The sequence below is a fragment of the Nonomuraea sp. NEAU-A123 genome, assembly GCF_018603905.1.
GTDB lineage: Bacteria > Actinomycetota > Actinomycetes > Streptosporangiales > Streptosporangiaceae > Nonomuraea.
In genome coordinates this window covers 1-22,703 of sequence record NZ_JAHFZZ010000050.1, presented here as the reverse complement: position 1 = coordinate 22,703, position 22,703 = coordinate 1, and the positions used below count along the sequence as shown (strand labels likewise).

The following is a 22,703-nucleotide window of genomic DNA, read 5'->3' as shown; positions in this document are numbered from 1 at the left end:
TCAACACCGCGCGGCTGTCACCGAGCATGTAGGCGATCCGCTCCACCGGCTGACGCGGATCGATCGGCACATACGCCGCCCCGGCCTTCCACACCGCCAGCACCGCCACGATCAGCTCCACCCCCCGCTCCAAACACACCCCCACCACCGACTCGCCACCCACCCCCTCACCGATCAAAACGTGGGCCAGCCGATTCGCCCGCCCATCCAACTCGGCGTAAGTGACCAGCTCAGGACCGACGAGCGCCACCGCCTCCGGCCGACACGCCACCTGGCCCTCGAACAACTCCACCACCGGCGCAGACGTCTTTTCGGCCGCCGTGGAGTTCCACTCCTCCACCACCCGGCGCCGCTCATGCTCCTCAAGGAGGTCGACCTCGCTCAGCCGCGTCCGCGTGTCAGTGCCGACGACCTCCAGCACCCGCACCCAGTACCGCGCGATCCGCTCGGCCCACTCAGGGTCGAACAGATCGGTGGCGACCGTCACCGAACCCCGCACCCCGGCCGGCGCCCCCTCGCCGTCGAACACCTCGCCCACGAGCACGTCCAGGTCGAACTTGGCCGCCGACGTCCCCGCCGGCATCCCCTCGGCCCGGACGCCGGGCAGGTCGAGCCTGGCCTCGGCGTTGTTCTGCATGGTGAAGACGATCTGGAACAGCGGGTGCCGGGCCATCGACCGCGACGGCGCCAGCTCCTCCACCAGCCGCTCGAAGGGCACGTCCTGGTGGGCGAGCGCGGCCAGGCTGCGCTCGCGTACCCGGCGCAGCACCTCACGGAACTCGGGGTCGCCGGACAGGTCGGCGCGCACGACCAGGCTGTTGACGAAGCAGCCGACCAGGTCGTCCAGCGCCACGTCCGTACGGCCCGCATTCGCCGACCCGATCGGGACGTCCGTGCCCGCGCCCAGCCGCGACAACAGCACGGCGAGCCCGGCCTGCAGCACCATGAACATCGTGACGCCCTCGGCACGGGCCACTTCGGCCAGCCGCGCGTGCACCTCGGCCGGCACCTCCACCGGCACGCTGTGCCCGCGATGCGAGGCCACTACCGGGCGCGGCCGGTCGAACGGCAACGCCAGCTCCTCCGGCGCCCCCGCCAGGGTCTCGCGCCAGTAGGCGACCTGCCGGGAGATCACGCTGTCCGGGTCGTTCTCGTCGCCCAGCAGTTCCCGCTGCCAGAGGGCGTAGTCGGCGTACTGCACCGGCAGCGGCTCCCACACCGGGGCCCGCCCGCCACGCCTGGCCTGGTACGCCAACGACACGTCCCGCGCCAGCGGCCCGATGGACCAGCCGTCGCCCGCGATGTGGTGGATCACCACGACCAGCACCCGCTCGTCCGGGCCCGCCTCGAAGCACCAGGCGCCGATGGGCGCCTCGGCGGCCAGGTCGAAGGCATACCCGGCGGCCTCGGCCACCGACGCCGCCAGGTCGGCGGGAGAGACCTCGCGTACCGACAGCTCCCAGCTCAGCTCCTCGATGGGCACCACCCGCTGGTACGGCTCACCGTCCGCGACGGGGAAGACCGTCCGCAGCACCTCGTGCCGCCCGATCACGTCCCGCAGGGCGAGCCCGAGCGCGTCCCTGTCGATGTCGCCGTGCAGGCGCAGCGCGATGGGGTCGTTGTACGTGGCGTTCGGCCCTTCGAGCTGGCCGATGAACCACAACCGCCGCTGCGCGAACGACAACGGCACCCGCTCCGGGCGTGCCATCGGCGTGAGTGGCGCCTGGGCGGTGCCGTCATCGGACAGGCGGGCGGCAAGCCCGGCCGCCGTCGGCGCCTCGAAGAGCACGCGGATGTCCACGTCGACGCCGAGGACCGCGCGGATGCGGCTGGCCAGCCGTACCGCGAGCAGGGAGTGACCGCCGAGGGCGAAGAAGTCGTCGTCCACGCCGACGCTCTCCAAGCCGAGCACCTGCGCGAACACGGCGCACAGGATCTCCTCGCGGGCGTTCGGCGGCCTGCGGTCCGCGGGCGCGGCCGTGCGCGCGGCGTAGTCCGGCTCGGGCAGGGCCTTGCGGTCGAGCTTGCCGTTGACCGTGAGCGGCAGCGTCTCGAGCGTCACCACGGCCGCGGGCACCATGTAGTCGGGCAGGCGTTCGGCCGCCAGTTCCAGGATCGACGGGTCGGCGTGGGCGGCGCCGTCGGCCAGGACGAGGTAGGCGACCAGGCGCTTGTCGCCCGGCTCGTCCTCCCGCATGATCACCGCGGCCTGGGCGACCCGCGGGTGGGTGAGGAGCACGTTCTCTATCTCGCCCGGCTCGACGCGGAAGCCGCGGATCTTCACCTGGTCGTCGCCACGGCCGGCGAAGGCCAGCACGCCGTTCGGCGTCCAGCGGGCGAGGTCGCCCGTGCGGTAGAGACGTGTGCCGTCGGCGGCGAACGGGTCGGCGACGAACCGCTCGGCGGTCAGCGCGGGCCGTCCGAGGTAGCCACGGGCCAGCCCCGCGCCCGCGACGTACAGCTCGCCGACCACGCCGACGGGGGTGGGTGCCAGGAACTCGTCCAGGACGTACACCCGCGTGTCCACGACGGGCGTGCCGATCAGCACCTGGCCGGAGGCGGGGTCGCAACGCCAGAGCGTGGCGTCCACGGTGGTCTCCGTGGGCCCGTAGGAGTTGAACATGCGCCGGCCGCGCGCCCACCGCGCCATGACGTCCGGCGGGCACGCCTCGCCCGCGACCACCACGACGACGCCGGGGTCGAGCGAGCCCTCGTCCAGCGTGGCCAGCACGGCGGGCGGCAGCGTCACGTGGGTGACCCGCCGCTCGGTGAGGAACACCGGCAGGTCCTCGCCCAGCCGCCGGGCGGGCGGGATCATCACCAGCGCCGCCCCCGACAGCAGCGCCATCATCCACTCCCAGCCGAAGGTGTCGAAACTGGCTGACGCGAACTGCCCCACGCGGCTGCCTGGGCCGACGCCGAGGGCGCGTACCTGGCCGGCGACCAGCGCGGCCACGCCGGCGTGGGAGACGAGCACACCCTTGGGCCGCCCGGTCGAGCCGGAGGTGTAGATGACGTACGCGGGCCGCATCACCGCACCGTCGTCCCTGACCGGCGGCGCCTCGGGACCGTCGCCGTCCACGGCCAGCATGGTCACACCGGCGACGCCCGTACCCACGATGACGGCGGGCACGGCGTCCGCGACCATGAACGCCACCCGGTCGGCCGGGTAGGCGGGGTCGATCGGCATGTACGCGCCCCCGGCCTTGAGCACCCCCAGCAGCGCGATGATCAGGTCGGGCCCGCGTTCGAGGCACACGCCCACCACCGACTCGGAGCCGACGCCGTGCCCGGCCAGCCGCCGGGCCAGCCGCCCGGCCCGTTCGTCCAGCTCGGCGTACGTCAGCTCGGTGCCGTCCGCCACCACGGCGACCGCGCCGGGCGTGCGCCGTACCTGGGCCTCGAACAGCTCCGCCACGGTCGCGCGCGGCATGTCGGACGCGGTGGCGTTCCAGCCGGTCAGGACGCGGTGCCGTTCAGCGGGGTCGAGCACGTCCAGTGCGCTGAGCCGGACCCGCGGGTCGCGGGAGACGGTCTCCAGCACGCGCGCCAGGCGCCCGGCCAGCGCGGTCACCGTACCGGGCTCGAACAGGTCCGCGGCGGCGGTGATCAGCGCGCGTACCCCCGCCGGGGCGCCGCCGTCGTCGAATGCCTCGGCCATGATGACGTCGAGGTCGAACTTGGCCGCGGAGGCGCTGGTGTGCACCGGCTCGGTGCGCAGGCCGGGCAGGTCGATGTCCTCGTCGATGGTGTTCTGCAGGGTCAGCATGACCTGGAACAGAGCGTGGCGGGCCATGGAGCGGCTCGGGGACAACTCTTCGACCAGCCGCTCGAAGGGCACGTTCTGGTGGGCGAAGACGCCGAGGCTGGTCTCGCGCACCCGGGTGAGGACCTCGGCGAAGGTGGGGTCGCCGGAGAGGTCCGTACGCAGCACCAGCGTGTTGACGAACGAGCCCACCAGGTCGTCGAGCGCCTCATCGGTACGCCCCGCGTTCGGGGACCCGATCGGGATGTCGGTGCCCGCACCGAGCCGGGACAGCAGCATGGCGAGCGCGGCCTGCAAGACCATGAACATGGTGACGCCCTCGTCGCGCGCCACCTGCCGCAGCGCGGCGTGCACCCCGGCCGGGACCTCCATGGGCACCGGGTGGCCGCGGTGGCTGGCCACGGGCGGGCGGGGGTGGTCGAAGGGCAGTGCCAGCTCCTCCGGCGCACCGGCCAGGGCTTGGCGCCAGTACGCGACCTGGCCGGAGATGACGCTGCCTGGGTCCCGTTCGTCGCCGAGCAGTTCGCGTTGCCACAGGGTGTAGTCGGCGTACTGGAGCGGTAGCGGCGCCCATCCCGGCGCCCGGCCCGCGCGGCGCGCGGCGTAGGCGGCGGACAGGTCGCGGGCCAGCGGGCCGGTGGACGCGCCGTCGCTGGCGATGTGGTGGATCGTCACGGCCAGCACGTGCTCGTCCGGCGCGAGGCGGAACAACCACGCCCGCAGCGGCACCTCTTCGGCCAGGTCGAACACGTACCGGGCGGCGGCGGCGACCGCCGCGTCCAGCTCCTCTGGCGCGAGGTCGGTGACCGGCAGCTCCAGCGCCAGCTCCGCCGGCGCCACGACCTCCTGGTACGGCTCCCCGTCCGCGGCCGGGAACCGCGTGCGCAGCACCTCGTGCCGCTCCACGACATCGCGCAGCGCCAGGCGGAGCGCGCCGAGGTCGAGGTGGCCGCGCAGCCGCAGCGCGACCGGGACGTTGTACGTGGCACTCGGCCCTTCGAGCTGGCCGATGAACCACACGCGGCGCTGCGCGAACGACAGCGGCACCCGTCGAGGGCGCTCCACCCGGGTGAGCGCGATCTGCACGGCGGCGGCGCCGGTGCGGCGGGCCGCGTCGAGGTGGGCGGCGAGCGCGGCCACGGTCGGCGCCTCGAACAGGGCGCGCAGCGGCACCTCCATGCCCATGATCGTCCGTACCCGGCTGATCAGCCGGACCGCCAGCAGCGAGTGGCCGCCGAGCGCGAAGAAGTCGTCGTCCACGCCCACGCCGTCCAGACCGAGGACCTGCGCGAACAGGCCGCACAGGATCTCCTCCTGCGGGGTGGCCGCGCGGGTGGCGGGCCCGGACACGTGGTCGGGCACGGGCAGGGCCTTGCGGTCGAGCTTGCCGTTGACGGTCAGCGGCAGCTCGTCCATGATCACGATCGCCGACGGCACCATGTGACCGGGCAACCGCTCCTCCGCGTGCCTGCGCAGCACGGCGGCCAGAGCCCCCGCACCGGTCCGCACACGCGCGACCGGATCCGGTGCGACCCAATCCGTCGCGGTCGAGTCCATCGCGGTCGAGTCCGTCGCGGCGGGTACGACGTACGCCACCAGCCGCACGTCCCCCGGCACGTCCTCGCGGGGCACCACCGCGGCCTGCTCGACCAGCGGGTGGGCGGCGATCACGGCCTGTACCTCGCCCGGCTCGATCCGGAAGCCGCGGATCTTCACCTGGTCGTCCACCCGCCCGGCGAACACCAGCTCGCCGTCGGCGTTCCACCGCACCCGGTCACCGGTCCGGTACATCCGCGTCCCGGCAGGCCCGAACGGATCGGCCACGAACCGCTCCGCGCTCAGCCCCGGCCGTCCCAGATAGCCGCGCGCCAGCCCGGCCCCGGCGACGTACAGCTCGCCCGCCACGCCCACCGGCACCGGCGCCAGGTGCTCGTCCACGACGTACACCTGCGTGTTGGCGATCGGCGTGCCGATCGGCACGTCGGCCACGCCCGCCCGGCACTCCCACACCGCCGCGTCCACGGTGGTCTCCGTGGGGCCGTAGGAGTTGAACAGCTCCCGGCCCGGCGCCCACCGCTCGACCAGCTCGGCCGGCAGCGCCTCGCCGCCCACGTCGATGACGACGCCGGCGGGGACGGCGCCGTCGTCCATGCTGGCGAGCACGGCGGGCGGGAACGCGGCGTGCGTGATCCCCTCACCCGTGATGAACGCCGCCAGTTCCGCGCCGAGCCGCCGGTGCGGCGGCACGACGACGAGGGTGGCGCCGGCGGGCAGGGCCAGCACCCATTCGGAGCAGAACATGTCGAAGCTGACGGACGCGAACTGCAGCATCCGCGATCCGGGGCCCACCTTGGTCGGGTAGCGCCGGGCGAGCGCCTCCGCCGTGTTGGCGAACCCCTCGTGGGTGAGGACGACGCCCTTGGGCCGGCCGGTCGAACCGGAGGTGTAGATCACGTACGCCGGGTGCCCGGGCAGCACCAGCGGCCCCAGGTCGTCACCGGACAGCCCGCGCAGCTCCGCGGCAGTCTCGTGGGAGTCCACGACGAGCGCGCCGGGCACCGTCCCCGCCGTCGCGACCGAGGCGAGCACCATCGCCGGCGCCGCGTCCTCGATCATGTACGCGATCCGCTCGGCCGGGTACTCCGGATCCACCGGCAGGTACGCGCCCCCCGCCTTCAGCACGCCGAGCACGGCGGCCATCAGCTCGACGCCGCGCTCCATCACCAGCGCGACCACCGACTCCGGGCCCACGCCCCGCCCCGCCAGCAGCCGGGCCAGCCGGTTGGCGCGCGCGTTCAACTCCGCGTACGTGGCGGTGTCCCCGCCGCAGGCCACCGCGACCGCGTCCGGCGTCCGCGCCGCCTGGGCCTCGAACAGCTCCGTCACCGTCGCGGGCCGGACCTGGACCGCCGAGTCGTTCCAGGCGTGCAGCACCCGCTCGCGGCCGGCGGCGTCGAGCACGTCCACGGCGCTCAGCGGCAGATCGGGGTCGCCGTCCAGCACCGCTTCCAGCGCGGTGGCCAGGTTGTCGGCGGTGGTGCGCAGCAACGTGCCGACGGCCCGCGGGTCGATCGGCGCGACGGCGTCCACGGCGAGCGAGAGCCGGTCGCCGCCGTCGTCCACGGAGACGGTGAGCGGGTAGTTGTCGCGGTCTTCGGAGTAGCGCAGCGTGATGCCCGCCAACGACCTGCCCTCCTCCTGGGTGCCGGCGGCGTTGTGGCGGTAGTTGAGCAGGGAGGTGAACAGCGGGGCGCCGCCGGTGACGCCGCCGGCCTGCTGGGCGAGCGCCAGGGGGGCGTGCTCGTGGCGCAGCAGGTTCGCGAGCTGGCCGCGCATCGCGCCGACCGCTTCGAGTACGCCGAGGCCGTCGGTGCGGACGCGTACCGGGAGGGTGTTCATGTGAGGGCCGGGGACGCGGTCGGAGCCGGCGCCCGCGGTCATGCGGCCGAACAGCACCGATCCGAACACCACGTCGTCGCGGCCCGACAGCACCGACAGCAGCCGGGCCCACGCCACGTGCATGAGGGTCGCGGGGCTGGCGCCGGCTCGGCGGGAGATCTCGCGTATCCGCCGGTCCAGGCCGGGCGGGAAGGGCACGATCTCGCGCACGGAGGCGGTGCCGTGGTCGCGGACGTCGAGCACGCCGTACGGGGCGGTGGGCTCGGTCACGTCGCCGAGCAGGCCGGCGAAGTACCGCATGTGCTCGGCGCGGCTGACGGCGCCCCTGGCCTGGGCCACGAAGTCCCGGAACGGCAGCGGCTCCGGCAGGGCGGCGCCGCGTCCCTCGAGGAACGCCCGCACCTCGTCGATCACCACTTCGAACGCGGTGTGGTCCTGCGCCATGTGGTGCACCCGGATGAGGCCGAGCCATCGGCCGGTGCCGGGGACGGGCGTGACGTGGACGCTCATCAGCGGCGCCCGGCCCAGGTCCATGGTCCGGCCGACGTGCGCCACCAGGCGTTCGGCGAGGTCGCCGCCCTGCCCGCCGAGCGTCACCTCGTGCACGGGCAGCTCCGCCCGCCGCCACACGACCTGGACGGGCTCCCGCAGCCCTTGCCAGACGATCGAGGTGCGGTAGACGTCGTGGCGGTTCACGACCTGCCGCAGCGCGCCGGTGAAGGCGTCCAGCCGGGCGCGGGAGTCGAACTCGACCACGGTGGGCTGCACGTAGGCGTCCTGGCCGATCTCGGCGAGCAGGTGGTGGAACAGGAGTCCTTCCTGCAAGGGCGCGAGGGGGTAGATGTCGGCGACGTTCGCGGCGCCGCCTTCGACCGTGGCCACGACGCGGTCGATCTCCTGCGCCGTCAGCTCGGCCAGCGGCAGCATCTCCGGGGTGATCGCGGTGGCGTCCGCCGGGATCGCGTTGTCCGGCACCGGCACCCTCGCCTCGGCGGCCGACCGCGCCAGCCCGGCCGGGGTCGGCGCCTGGAAGAACGAGCGCACCGACACCGACACGCCGCGCGCCTGCATTGCCGCCACCACCCGGATCGCCAGCAGCGACTGGCCGCCCAGGGCGAAGAAGTCGTCGTCCACGCCCACCGATTCGACGCCCAGCACTTCGGCGAACGCCGCGCACACCACCTCCTCACGCGCGTCGGCCGGGCCCCGGCCCGTCCTGGCGGCGTACTGCGGGACGGGCAGGGCCTGGCGATCCAGCTTCCCGTTCGCCGTCAGGGGCAGCGCGTCCAGCGTCACCACCGCCGACGGCACCATGTACTCGGGCAACCGCTCCGCGGCGAACCCCCGTACGACATCGACCGAGATTCCGCCCGACAGCACCACATAGGCCACCAGCCGCACGTCTCCCGGCGCGTCCTCCCGCGCCACCACCGCGACCTGCCCCACCCCAGGGCATTCGGCCAGCACCGACGCGACCTCGCCCGGCTCGACCCGGAAGCCCCGCACCTTCACCTGGTCATCGACCCGGCCCAGGAACACCAGCTCGCCCTCGGGCGTCCAGCGCACCCGATCCCCGGTCCGATACATCCGCCCGCCCTCGAACGGGCACGCCACGAACCGCTCACCCGTCAACGCCGCCCGACCGGCATACCCCCGCGCCACCCCCGCACCGGCGACGTACAGCTCACCCGCCACCCCGACCGGCACCGGCTGCAACGCGCCGTCCAGCACGTACACCCGCGTGTTGGCCACCGGCGGGCCGATCACCGCACCCTCCTGAGCCCCGATCCGCGCCACCGCGGTGTCCACCGTGCACTCACTCGGCCCGTAGAAGTTGAGCCCCCGCACCGTGCTGCCGGCCAGCCGCGCCCACAACCCCGCCGGCACCGCCTCGCCGCCCACACCCAGCCGCTTCAGCCCGGCCCGCTCCAGCAACCCATGCTCCACCAGCACCTGTGCATACGACGGCGTCACCTCCATGAAGTCGACCCCGCCCGCCGCCAGCCACCCCACCAACCGGCCCGCGTCCAGCCACGTCTCACCATCCACCACATGCAACTCACGGCCCGCGAACAAGCCCGCCAGCTGATTCCACGACGCATCGAACGACACCGACGTCGTCAACGCCACCCGCGCCACCCCGGCCAGCACACTCCGCGCCGACCACTCGCACAAACTCACCACCCCGCGATGCGGCACCACCACACCCTTCGGCCGCCCCGTCGAACCCGAGGTGTACACCACATACGCCGCGTTCCCGCCATCCACCTCCACACCCAGCGCGCCCGCGGCATGACCGGCCAGCTCGGCGGCCACCGTCGGATCGTCCAGCACCACCACCGGCGTCCCCGCCACCACACCCGCCGTCCCGGCCGAGGCCAGCACCACCACCGGCGCGGCGTCGGCCACCATCCACCGCAACCGCTCCCCCGGATACGCCGGATCCAGCGCCACATACGCGCCCCCCGCCTTCAGCACCGCCAGCAGTGCCACGATCAGCCCGGCGCCGCGCTCCAGGCACACACCCACCACCGACTCCGGGCCCACACCCCGTCCCGCCAGCAACCGCGCCAGCCGGTTCGCCTGCTCGTCCAGCTCCGCGAACGACAGCGCCACCTCGTTCGCCACCACCGCCACGGCCCCGGGCGCACGCCTCACCTGGGCCTCGAACAGCTCCACCAGCGACCCGGCCGCCACCTCGGCCGCCGTGTCGTTCCACGCCACGAGAACCTGGTGCCGCTCGGCCTCGTCCAGCACCTCCACCCCGCTCAGCCGGGTGGACGGCTCGGCGGTCACCACGTCCAGCACGCCCGCCAGCCGCGTAACCAGCAGCTCGGCCGACCGCCGGTCGAACAGGTCGGCCGCCGCGACCAGCGATCCGCGCAACCCGCCAAGTCCCGGGATCTCGGCGACCGTGAAGTCCAGGTCGAACTTGGCCGCCGCCGTCCCCGGCGCGATCCCCTCCGCCCGCACCCCCGGCAGGTCCAGCACCGCCTCGGCGTTGTTCTGGACCTTGAACATCACCTGGAACAGCGGATGCCGGGCCATCGACCGCGCCGGCGCCAGCTCCTCCACCAGCCGCTCGAACGGCACATCCTGATGCTCGAAAGCCGCCAGGCTCGCTTCCCGCACCCGCCCCAGCAGCTCACGGAACGTCGGGTCGCCCGACAGGTCCGTACGGACGACGAGCGTGTTGATGAAGAAGCCGACGAGATCGTGCAGCGCCTCGTCGGGCCGCCCGGCGTGCACCGCTCCCATCGGGACGTCGGTCCCGGCACCGAGCCGTGACAGCAGCACGGCGAGCGCGGCCTGCACCACCATGTACGTGGTGACGCCCTCGCGCCGGGCCAGGTCCGCCAGCCGCGCGTGCACCTCGGCCGACACCTCGATCGGCACCATGTGCCCGCGATGCGAGGCCACCTCCGGACGCGGCCGGTCGAAAGGCAGCTCCAGCTCCTCCGGCGCGCCGGCCAGCGTGTCCCGCCAGTAGGCGACCTGGCCGGAGATCAGGCTCGCCGGATCCCGCTCGTCGCCGAGCGCCTCCCGCTGCCACAACGCGTAGTCGGCGTACTGGACGGGCAGCGGCCGCCAGGCGGGAGCCGTACCCGTGCGTCTGGCGCGGTAGGCCGCGGAGAGGTCCGCCGCCAGCGGCCCCATCGAGGCCCCGTCCCCGGCGATGTGATGGACCACGACCACCAGCGCGTGCTCGTCCTCCGTCTCTGAAGGCTCCGTCTCGGAAAGCTCCATCTCTGGAGGCTCCGTCACCGAGAACAACCACGCCCGGATCGGCACCTCCGACGACAGGTCGAAGGCGTGCCCGGCCGCCTCGGCGACCACGCCGGGCAGCTCCGCGGCGGTGACACCGACCACCGGGAGCTCCCAGCCGAGTTCCTCGACCGGGAGGATCCGCTGGCAGGGCTCGCCGTCCACGACGGGGAAGACCGTGCGCAGCACCTCGTGCCGCCCGATCACGTCGCGGAACGCCGCGCTGAGCGCCGCCACATCCACGTCCCCTGACAGGGACAACGACACCGGGATGTTGTACGTCGCGCTCGGCCCCTCGAGCTGGCCGATGAACCACAGCCGCTGCTGCGCGTACGACAGGGGCACCCGCTCCAGCCGCTCCATCGGCGCGAGCCCCTCGCGGGCAGCTCCGGCACCGGCCAGCCGGGCGGCGAGCCGCGCGACCGTGGACGCCTCGAACAGGTCCTTCAACGGCACTTCCACGCCGAGCACCGCCCGGATCCGGTTGACCAGCCGCACCGCCAGCAGCGAATGCCCGCCGAGCCGGAAGAAGTCGTCATCGACTCCGACGCCGTCGAGGCGGAGCACCTCCGCGAACGCCTCGCACAGGATCTCCTCCTCGCGGGTGCCCGGCCGCCGCCCGGCGGTCATGGTGTACGCGGGGGCGGGCAGGGCCTTGCGGTCGAGCTTGCCGTTGATCGACACCGGCAACGCGTCCAGCACGACGACGGCGGACGGCACCATGTACTCCGGCAGTCGCTCCCCGGCGTAGCGCCGCACGACCTGCGCCATGTCTGCCGTCCCATCGGACGGGATCACGTACGCCACCAGTCGCACGTCCCCAGGCACGTCCTCGCGGGGCACCACCACCACCTGCCCCACCTCGGGGCAACCGGCCAGAACCAGGCCGACCTCGCTGGGCTCGACCCGGAAGCCGCGGATCTTCACCTGGTCGTCGGTCCGCCCGGCGAACAACAGCTCACCGTCGGCCGACCAGCTCACCCGATCCCCGGTCCGGTACATCCGCTCCCCGCCCGGACCGAACGGGCACGCCACGAACCGCTCGGCGGTCAGCCCGGGGCGGCCGACGTAGCCCCGGGTCACCTGTATCCCGGCGATGTGCAGCTCACCGACCACGCCGGGCGGCACCGGCCGGAGGAACTCGTCCAGCACGTACGCCCGGGTGTTGGCCACCGGCCGCCCGATCGGCACCGAGCTGCCCGCCCAGCCGGGCGGGCACTCCCAGGCGGTCACTTCGATCGAGGCCTCGGTGGGCCCGTAGTAGTTCTCCAGCCGGACGCCGTCCAGCACCTCGAAGAACCGCCGCGTCACATGCGCCGGCAGCGCCTCACCCGAACAGGCCACCCACTCCAGGCCGCCACATCGCGCGGCGGCCGGCTCGGCCAGGAACACTTCCAGCATCGACGGCACGAAGTGCGCCACGCTCACGCGTTCACGGCGGATCAGCTCCGCCAGATAGGCGGCGTCCCGATGCCCGCCGGGCCGCGCCAGGACCAGTACGCCGCCGTACAGCAGCGGCCAGAACAGCTCCCACACCGACACGTCGAACCCGAACGACGTCTTCTGCAGCACCCGCGTGCCCTCGGGCAACCGCAGCCGCTCCTGCATCCAGGCCAGCCGGTTCACCACGCCCGCGTGCGGCACCACCACGCCCTTGGGCCGGCCGGTCGAGCCGGAGGTGAACATCACGTACGCCGCGTTCGCGCCGTCCACCTCGACGCCCAGCGCGTCCGCGGCATGACCGGCCAGCTCGGCGGCCACCGCCGGATCGTCCAGCTCGACCCTCGCGATCCCGCCGGGCAGCCTCACGCCGGACGAGGTGATCACACAGACCGCCCCGGCCTGCTCGACCAGGTACGCCATCCGCTCGGCCGGGTAGTCCGGATCCACCGGCAGGTAGGCGGCCCCGGCCTTCAGCACGGCCAGCAGGGCGACCACCAGATCGACACCGCGCTCCAGAGACGCCCCGACCACGGACTCCACCCCGGCACCGCGCGCCACCAGCAGCCGCGCCAGCCGGTTCGCCCGCGCGTCCAGCTCGGAGAACGACAGCTCCGTCCCGTCACCGACGACCGCCGTGGCGTCCGGGGCGACGGCCGCGCGCGCTTCGAACAGCTCCGCCAGTGTCCCGGACGGCCGCTCCGCGACAGTGCCGTTGGAGGTGTCGTTCCACTGTTGCACCACCAGGTGCCGCTCGCCGGCGGCCAGCACGTCCACGCCGCTCAGCCGGATCGCCGGGTCGGCGGTCAGCGCGTCCAGCACCCGCGTCCACCGCGCCACCAGCGTCTCGGCCGACTCCCTGTCGAACAGGTCCGCGGCCACCCGCAGGACCCCGCGCAGCCCCGCTTCCGAGGACAGCTCGGTCAGGCTCAGCTCCAGGTCGAACTTGGCCGGCGCCTCCTCGACCGGCAGCCCGGCGGCCCGTACGCCGGGCAGTTCCAGCGCAGCCTCACCGGTGTTCTGCAGGGTGAGCAGCACCTGGAACAGCGGATGCCGGGACATCGATCGCGTGGGCGCCAGCTCCTCGACCAGCCGCTCGAAGGGCACGTCCTGGTGCTCGAAGGCGGCCAGGCTGGACTCCCGTACCCGGCCCAGCAGCTCGCGGAACGTCGGATTCCCGGACAGGTCGGTACGCAGGACGAGCGTGTTGACGAAGAAGCCGACGAGGTCGTCCAGCGCCTCGTCCATGCGGCCGGCGTTCGGCGACCCGATCGGGATGTCATTCCCGGCCCCGAGCCGTGACAACAGTACGGCGAGCGCGGCCTGCACCACCATGAACGTCGTGACGCCCTCGGCCCGCGCCACGTCCGCCAGCCGCGCGTGCACCTCGGCCGGCACCTCGACCGGCACGGTGTGCCCCCGGTAGGAGGCCACCGCCGGGCGCGGCCGATCGGCAGGCAGCACCAGTTCCTCCGGCAGGCCGATCAGCGCGTCCCGCCAGTATCCGAGCTGCCGGGCGAGCACGCTGTCGTCGTCCTGGTCCTCGCCCAGCAGGTCCCGCTGCCACAACGCGTAGTCCGCGTACTGGACCGGCAACGGCTCCCACCGGGGGGCCGTGCCCTGACGGCGGGCCGCGTAGGCCATCGACAGGTCGCGCGCCAGCAGCCGCCACGACCAGCCGTCGCCCGAGATGTGATGCAGGACCACCACCAGCACGTGCTCGTCCGCAGGCTCCGACAGCAGCCACGCCCGGATCGGCACCTCGCGCGCGAGGTCGAACACGTGGCCCACCGCTTCACCGATCCGGCCTTCGACCTCCTCCGAGGCCACGTCGGCCACGGCCAGCTCCCAGGCGGGCTCGTCCACGACCCGCTGACGGGGCTCGCCGTCCACGGCGGGGAAGATGGTCCGCAGCACCTCGTGCCGCCCGATCACGTCCAGGAACGCCGCGTTCAGCGCCGCCCGATCGACCTCGCCGGACAACCGCAGCACGACCGGCACGTTGTACGTCGCGCTCGGCCCTTCCAGCCGGGAGATGAACCACAGCCGCTGCTGCGCGTACGACAACGGCACGTGTTCCGGCCGCTCCACCGCCCGCAACGGCTTGCGCGCCACTCCGGCTTCCTCGAGCCGGCCCGCCAGCGCCGCCACCGTGGGCGCCTCGAACACCCAGCGCAGCGGCACCTCGATGCCGAGCGCCGCGCGTATCCGGCTGACCAGCCGCACCGCCAGCAGCGAATGCCCGCCCACCCGGAAGAAGTCGTCCTCCACCCCGGCCTCGGCCAGGCCCAGCACCTCGGCGAAGGCCCCGCACAGGCTCTCCTCCAGCGCCGTGACCGGCGCCCGCGCCGCGGCCGGCCTCTGCCCTGGCAGCGACAGGGCCTGGCGATCCACCTTGCCGCCGGCGGTCAGCGGCAGCTCGCCGAGCACGACGACCGTGGCGGGCACCAAATGGCCGGGCAGCCGGTCGGCGGCGTAGCGGAGCACCAGGCGGGGCTGCACGTCCTTGCCCGCGACGAAAGCCACCAGCCGGTCCTCACGGACGATCACCGCGGCCTGGGTCACCAGCGGATGGGCCGCCAGCATGGCCTCCACCTCGCCCGGCTCGACCCGGAACTCCCGGATCTTCACCTGGTCGTCGGCCCGTCCGAGATACTCCAGGTTCGCGTCGGCGTTCCAGCGCGCGATGTCACCACTGCGGTACATGCGGGCGCCGGGCTCGTACGGGCAGGCCACGAACCGTTCCGATGTCAGATCAGCCCGTCCGGCATATCCACGGGCCACCTGGACACCGGCGATGTACAGCTCCCCGGCGACGCCCGGCGGCACCGGCCGCAACCGCTCGTCCAGCACGTACACCCGGCAGTTCGCGATCGGCCGCCCGATCGGCACCGACTCCCCGGCATCGGCCCCGGCCTCGTGGACACAGCACCCGACCACCGTCTCCGTCGGGCCGTACTCATTGACCACCACCGACTCCGGCGACCGCGCCAGCAGGGAGCGGACCAGAGCGCCCGGCAGCGCCTCGCCGCCCACCACCCACGTCCGCCCGGCATCCAGCGGCACCGTCTCGGCCAGCCGCGCCAACCGCGCCGGTACGACCTTCACCAGCCCGTCCGCCGGGTCCTCCGCGCTCATCACCACCGCCGCACCCGACACCAGCGGCACCCACAGACTGGTCACCGTCAGGTCCACGGCCACCGAAGCGTGCAACGCCGCGCCCGAGCCCACCTCGTACGCGCCGGCCGCCCACCCCACGTAGTTCGCCAGCCCGGCCTGCGTCACCACCACGCCCTTCCGGCGCCCCGTGGACCCCGAGGTGTACATGACGTACGCCGCCTGCTCCCCGGCCATCGCCCGCTCCGGCCGCCCGTCGGGGGCCGCCGCGAGCCGCCGCGCCGTCCGCGCGTCGTCGAGCACGAGCAGCCGCGCCGGCAGTTCCTCCGCGATCTCCGCGCTGGTGACGGTCAGCACGGCCCGGCTCTCGGCCAGCATGTACGCGACCAGTTCCACGGGCTGCCCGGGATCGATCGGCAGATAGGCCGCCCCCGCCTTCCACACCGCCAGTAACGTGACGACCAGATCGGCGCCGCGCTCCAGGCACACCCCCACCACCGACTCGGCGCCCACGCCTTCACTCACCAGCACCCGCGCCAGCCGGTTGGCCCGGTCCTCCACCTCGGCGTACGACGTCTCGGCCGCGCCCGAGCGCACCGCCACCGCGTCAGGCGTCCGGGCCGCAGCCGACTCGAACAGCTCCACCACCACAGCGCCGGCGTCGGCGCCGGTGTCGTTCCACTCCTCCAGCACCCGCCGCCGCTCCCCGGCGTCGAGCAGTTCCACCTCGCTCACCCGCGTCAACGGGTCGGCGCTCACCGCCGCCAGCACCCGCGCCAGCCGGGTCACCAGGACCTCGGCCGATCCCCGGTCGAACAGGTCCGCGGCGGCGACCATCGTCCCGCGCAGTCCCGCCGGTGCTCCGTCCGCGTCGAACACCTCGCCGACCAGCACTTCGAGGTCCACCTTCGCCGCCGACTCGCCCGCCGGCAGCCCGGCGGCCCGCACGCCCGGCAGCTCCAGCGCCGCCTCGCCGGTGTTCTGCACGTTCAGCATCACCTGGAACAGCGGGTGCCGGGCCAGCGACCGCGACGGCGCCAGGTCCTCCACCAGCCGCTCGAACGGCACGTCCTGGTGCTCGAAGGCGGCCAGGCTGGACTCCCGCACCCGGTCCAGCAGCTCGCGGAACGTCGGATCCCCCGACAGGCCGGCCCGCAACACCAGCGTGTTGACGAAGAAGCCGACCAGATCCTCCAGCGCCTCGTCCGTGCGCCCGGCGTTGGTGGAGCCGATCGGAATGTCGAGCCCCGCCCCCAGCCGCGACAACAACACCGCCAGGGCGGCCTGCAGCACCATGAACGTCGTCACGCCCTCGGCTCGGGCCACCGCGGCCAGTCGCGCGTGCACCTCGGCCGGGATCTCCACCGGCACCGAGTGCCCCCGGTAGGAGGCGACGGCGGGACGCGGCCGGTCCACCGGCAGCCGCAGCTCCTCGGGCGCCCCCGCCAGCACGTCCCGCCAGTAGCCGAGCTGCGCCGAGATCACGCTCTCCGGGTCCCGCTCGTCGCCCAGCAGCTCCCGCTGCCACAACGCGTAGTCCGCGTACTGCACCGGCAAGGGCTCCCACTCCGGGGCCGAACCCGCGCACCGGGCCGCGTACGCCACCGACAGGTCCCGCCCCAGTGGCCCCAGCGACCAGCCGTCACCCGCGATGTGGTGCACGACCACCACCAGCACGTGCTCGTCCGGCGACGTCGAGAACAACCACGCCCGTACCGGCACCTCGGCCGCCAGGTCGAACACGTGCCCCGCGGCCGTGCCGATGGCCTCCTCCAGCTCGCCGGGCGGCACCTCGGCCACCGTCAGCTCCCAGGTCAGCTCGGCCGGCGCCAGGATGTGCTGATGAGGCTCGCCGTCCACGGCGGGGAACATCGTCCGCAGCACCTCGTGGCGCGCGATCACGTCCCGCAGCGCCACGTTCAACGCCACCCGGTCCACCTCGCCCGACAGCCGCTGGGCGATCCGGATGTTGTAGATCGCGCTCGGGCCTTCCAACTGCCCGATGAACCAGAGCCGCCGCTGCGCGAATGACAACGGAATCATCAGGAACCCTCCCGGGTACGCATCGGCCGTAGCGCCGGTCTGGCCGGCTTGTTGTCTCCGAACTGTCGTGCCAGCTCAGCCACCGTCCGCACCTTGAACAGCGTCCGCAGCGGCACCTCGACGCCGAGCGCCGTACGCACCCTGCTGACCAGCCGCACCGCCAGCAGCGAATGCCCGCCCAGCGCGAAGAAGTCGTCCTCGACCCCGACCTCGGGCAGCCCGAGCACCTGGGCGAACAGGTCGCACAGCAGCTCCTCCCGCGCGTTGGCCGGTTTCCGGCCGGTGCCCGCCTCGTACACGGGCGCGGGCAGGGCCCGGCGGTCGAGCTTGCCGCTGGTGGTGACGGGCAGGGCGGCCAGCGGCACGACGGCGGAGGGCACCATGTGCGCCGGCAGCCGCTCGGCCGCGAACGCACGCACCGATTCCGCCAGCCGCGCGTCGTCCTCCTCCGGTACGACGTACGCGACCAGGGACTTCTCGCCCGGTACGTCCTCGCGGGCGATCACGGCCGCCTGGACCACGCGGGGGTGGGCGGCCACGGCCGCCTGCACCTCGCCCGGCTCGATCCGGAACCCCCGGATCTTGACCTGGTCGTCGCTGCGCCCGGCGAACACCAGCCGCCCACCCTCGGTCCACCGCACCCGGTCCCCGGTCCGGTACATCCGCTCGCCCACCGGGCCGAACGGGTCGGCCAGGAACCGCTCGGCACTCAGCGCCGGGCGGCCGGCGTAACCACGGGCCACCTGCGCGCCGGCGAGGTACAGGTCGCCGGCCACCCCCGGCGGCACCGGCCGGAGGAAGCCGTCCAGCACGTAGGCCCGCGTGTTCACGTTGGGCCGGCCGATCGACACCTCGTCACCCGACATCGGCTCGTCCGTCATCGCCGAGCAGACCGTCACCTCGGTCGGGCCGTAGGCGTTCACCAGCCGGCGCCCGGCACCCCAGCGCGCCACCAGCTCCGGCCCCAGCGCCTCCCCGCCGGCCACCAGCGTCCGTACACCGGCCAGGTCCGAGGGCGTCAGCACGCTCAGCGACGAGGGCGGCACCAGAGCGTGGCTCACCCCGAGCCGAGCCACCACCTCGGCCAGCCCGGCGCCCGGCAGCAGGTCCTGCGCGTCGGCCACCACCAGGCAGCCGCCCGACCACAACGCCACCAGCACCTCCCAGATGGCGGCGTCGAAACCCGGCGAGGCGAGCTGCAGTACCCGATCACCGGCGCCCACCTGCCATCCCCCGGCGATCAGCAGGTTGACCGCACTGTTGTGGGTGACCATCACGCCCTTGGGCCGCCCGGTCGATCCCGAGGTGTAGATCACGTACGCCATGCAGCCCGGCACCAGCCGCCCGAGGCGCTCGCCGGCGGTCAGCGCCGCACCGGACAGCCCGGCCAGTTCCGTCACGACCGCCGGATCGTCGACCACCACCCGCCGTACGCCCTCGGGCAGCCGCCCGACCAGCGCCGAGGAGGTCACCACCGCCGCCGCACCCGCGTCGGCCAGGGAGAACGCGAGCCGATCCGCCGGATACACCGGATCGAGCGGCAGGAACGCGGTCCCCGCCTTCAGCACTCCCAGCACCGCGACGACCCACTCCACCCCCCGCTCCAGCACCACGCCGACCGTCGACTCCACCGTCATGCCCCGGCCGGCCAGCAGCCGGGCCAGCCGGTTCGCCCGCTCGTCCAGCGCCGCGTACGACAGCTCCACCTCGCCGGAGGCCACCGCGACCGCGTCGGGCGTGCGCCGCACCTGCGCCTCGAACAGCTCGACCAGCGTCGCCGGCGCCACCTCGGCCGCCGAGCCGTTCCACTCGGCCAGCACCCGGCGGCACTCGGCCTCGTCCAGGACCTCCACGGCGTGCAGCGGCGAATCTCCGTCCCCGTCCAGCGCCGACTCCAGCGCGGACACGAGGTTCGTCACGCCGGTCCGCACCAGCGCGCCCACCGCGTGGGCATCGATCGGCGAGACGGCGTCCACGGCCAGCCTGAGGACCTCGCCGTCGTCGCCGGCCAGCAGTGCGAGCGGGTAGTTGGTGCGCTCACGCGAGTAGACGAGCCGTACGCCCTCCATCGACTCGTCCCAGCGCTCGCCCAGGTCCTGCCCGGTGCTGCGCCGGTAGTTGAGGATGGCGGTGAACAGCGGCGTGTCCCCCGCCACCCCGCTCGCCTGCTGCGCCAGGGCCAGCGGCGCGTGCTCGTGCTCCAGCAGTTCACCCAGCTGGCTGCGCAGCTCGAACACGGCGTCCTGGGCGCCGAGCGTGCCCGTGCGCACGCGTACCGGAAGGGTGTTGATGAACGGGCCGGGCACGCGGTCCGCGCCCATGCCCGCGTTCATCCGCCCGAACAGCACCGTCCCGAACACCACGTCGTCCCGGCCGGAGACCACCGCCAGCACCCGGGCCCACACCACGTGCAGCACCGTCGCGGGAGTGACCCCCAGGCGCCGCGACGCCTCGCGCAGGCGGCCGACCAGCTCCGGGGAGGCCTCGATCTGGGCGCGTACGACACCGGCACCGTCGCCCAGCACGTCCACCACGCCGTATGGGGCGGTCGGCTCCTCGACGTCGCCCAGCAGGTCCCTGAAGTACCGCTCGTGCTCGGACCGCTGTACCCCGCCGCGGGCCTGGGCGACGAAGTCGCGGAAGGGCAGTGGCTGCGGCAGTTCGTCACCGCGGCCGGTCATGATGGCGAGGATCTCCGCGAGCAGCACCTCCAGTGCCGTGCCGTCGCGCACCATGTGGTGCGCGCGGACCAGCACGAGCCAGCGGTCGCCGCGCGGCTCGGCCGCGATGTGCGTGTCGAGCAACGGCGGCCGCCCTAGGTCCATGATCTGGCCACCGGCCGCGACCAGCTCGGCCACCGGGTCGGCGCCGCGCGGGTCCAGGGTCACCTCGACGACCGGGAGTTCGGCCTGGCGCCACACCACCTGGACCGGCTCGCGCAGCCCTTCCCACACGTACGAGGTGCGGTAGATGTCGTGCCGGGCCACCACCTGCCGCAACGCGTCGAGGAAGGCGTCGAGCCGCCGTCTCGAGTCGAACCGCAGCACGGCCGGCATCACGTACGCGTCGTCGCCGCCGTCGGCCAGCAGGTGGTGGAACAGCAGCCCTTCCTGGAGCGGCGCCAGCGGGTAGACGTCGGCCACGTTCGCCGCGCCGCCTTCGACGGTGGCCACGATCCGCTCGATCTCGCCGGCGTCCAGGTCCACCATCGGCAGCAGGTCCGGCGTGATGGCCGTGGCGCCCGCGGGGATCAGGTTGACCGGTGGCACCACCCGTTCGATGCCCGCAGAAGCGGCCAGCGCCGCCACCGTCGGTGTGTCGAACAACGTCCGCACCGACACGGAGACCCCGCGTGTCCGCAGCAGTTCGACCAGGCGGACGGCGAGCAGCGAATGGCCGCCCAGCTCGAAGAAGTCGTCATCGACCCCGACCGCGGGCAGACCGAGCACCTCGGCGAACGCGGCGCACAACGCCTCCTCGCGCGGGCTGGACGGCCCGCGCCCGGCTCCGGCGCTCGCGGCGCGGTCGGGTGCGGGCAGGGCGTGACGGTCCAGCTTGCCGTTGGCGGTCAGCGGCAACGCGTCCAGCATCACCCAGGCCGACGGCACCATGTGGTCCGGCAGCCGCTCGGCCGCGAACGCGCGCACCACCGACGGCAGCTCACTCGCACTTTCGGCGTCCTGCGCCACAAGGTAGCCGGCCAGGCGCATGTCGCCCGGCGCCGCCTCGCGGGCCACGACCGCGACCTGATCGACACCCGGGCACTTGGCCAGCACTGCGCGGACCTCACCCGGCTCCACCCGGAAGCCGCGGATCTTGACCTGGTCGTCCGCACGCCCGGCGAAGACCACCTCACCGTCGGCGGTCCAGCGGGCCCTGTCGCCGCTGCGGTACATGCGCCCGCCGCCGAACGGGCAGGCCACGAAGCGTTCCGCCGTCAGGCCGGGGCGTCCGAGGTAGCCGCGGGCGAGCTGGGCGCCGGCGATGTACAGCTCCCCGGTCACCCCCGGGGGCACCGGTGCCAGGCGCTCGTCCAGCACATACAGGCGGGTGTTGGCGACCGGGGTCCCGACCGGGACCACGCCACCGGCCCGCAGGCGGGTCGTCGCGACACCGATGGTGGTCTCGGTGGGGCCGTAGTGGTTGTACACCGCGCAGCCACGTCGCTCGGCCACCGCGAGCAGGTGCGCCACCCAGTCCGGGGCCGCCGCCTCGCCGCCCAGCACCAGCGCACGCGCGGGTAGCAGCGGCTCCGGTTCGCCCATCGCCGCCAGGTGGGAGGGCACCATTTTCAGGTAGTCCGCCCGTACGCCGCTCAGCGCGATCGGGTCGGTGGCGGCGTCCTCCGGCAGGATGTGCAGCTCGCCGCCCGTGGTCAGGGCGGCGAAGACGACCGTGTTGCCCAGGTCGGTCGCCTGTCCCTGCACCAGCGCGTACCGGCCGTCCACCATGCCCAGGCGGCCGGGCACCGAGGCGACGTAGTTGGCCAGGCCTGCCTGGGTGACCACGACGCCCTTCGGCCTGCCCGTCGAGCCCGAGGTGTAGATGACGTACGCGGCCTGCTCACCGAGCGTCCGCCGCTCTGGCCTGGTGGCCGGCGCCGCGGCCAGGCGCATCCTCGTGAACGTGTCGTCGAGGGCGAGCATGCGGGCGCGGCCCGCGGGCAGCTCCTCGGCGACCTCCTCGCTCGTCACCGTGAGCACGGCGCGGCTGTCGTCCAGCAGGTACGCGATCCGCTCCACCGGCTGCCGCGGATCGATCGGCACGTACGCCGCCCCGGCCTTCCACACCGCCAGCAGCGCCACGATCAGGTCGGCGCCGCGCTCCAGGCACACCCCCACCACCGACTCGGGCCGGACGCCCTCGCCGATCAGGACGTGCGCCAGCCGGTTCGCCCGCTCGTCCAGTTCTCCGTACGAGACCTCGGCCCCGTCGGCCACCACCGCGACCGCCTCGGGTTCCTGGGCCTCGAACGACTCCAGTACCAAGGTTCCAGTGCCGGCGCCGGTGTCGTTCCACTCCTCCAGCACCCGGCGCCGTCCCGCCTCGTCGAGCACGTCCACGCTGCTCAGCGGCGGCTCGTTCGCGCCGTCCAGCGCCTGCTCCAGCGCGGCCACGAGGTTGCCGGTGGCGGTGCGGACCAGCAGTCCCACGCTCCGAGCATCGATCGGGG

At 73.7% G+C, this 22,703-nt stretch carries 2 protein-coding genes; both read right to left on the bottom strand.

Annotated features, from left to right (window positions below):
* A partial coding sequence (locus tag KLK06_RS58905) for a non-ribosomal peptide synthase/polyketide synthase (protein WP_214644659.1) occupies nt 1-17,530 on the bottom strand: 17,530 nt, incomplete at its 3' end.
* Entirely contained in the window at nt 17,530-22,683 is a 5,154-nt protein-coding gene (locus KLK06_RS58900; RefSeq protein WP_214644658.1) for a non-ribosomal peptide synthetase, read from the bottom strand. The genes KLK06_RS58905 and KLK06_RS58900, both read right to left, overlap by 1 nt.
* Nucleotides 22,684-22,703: the final 20 nt, after the last annotated feature.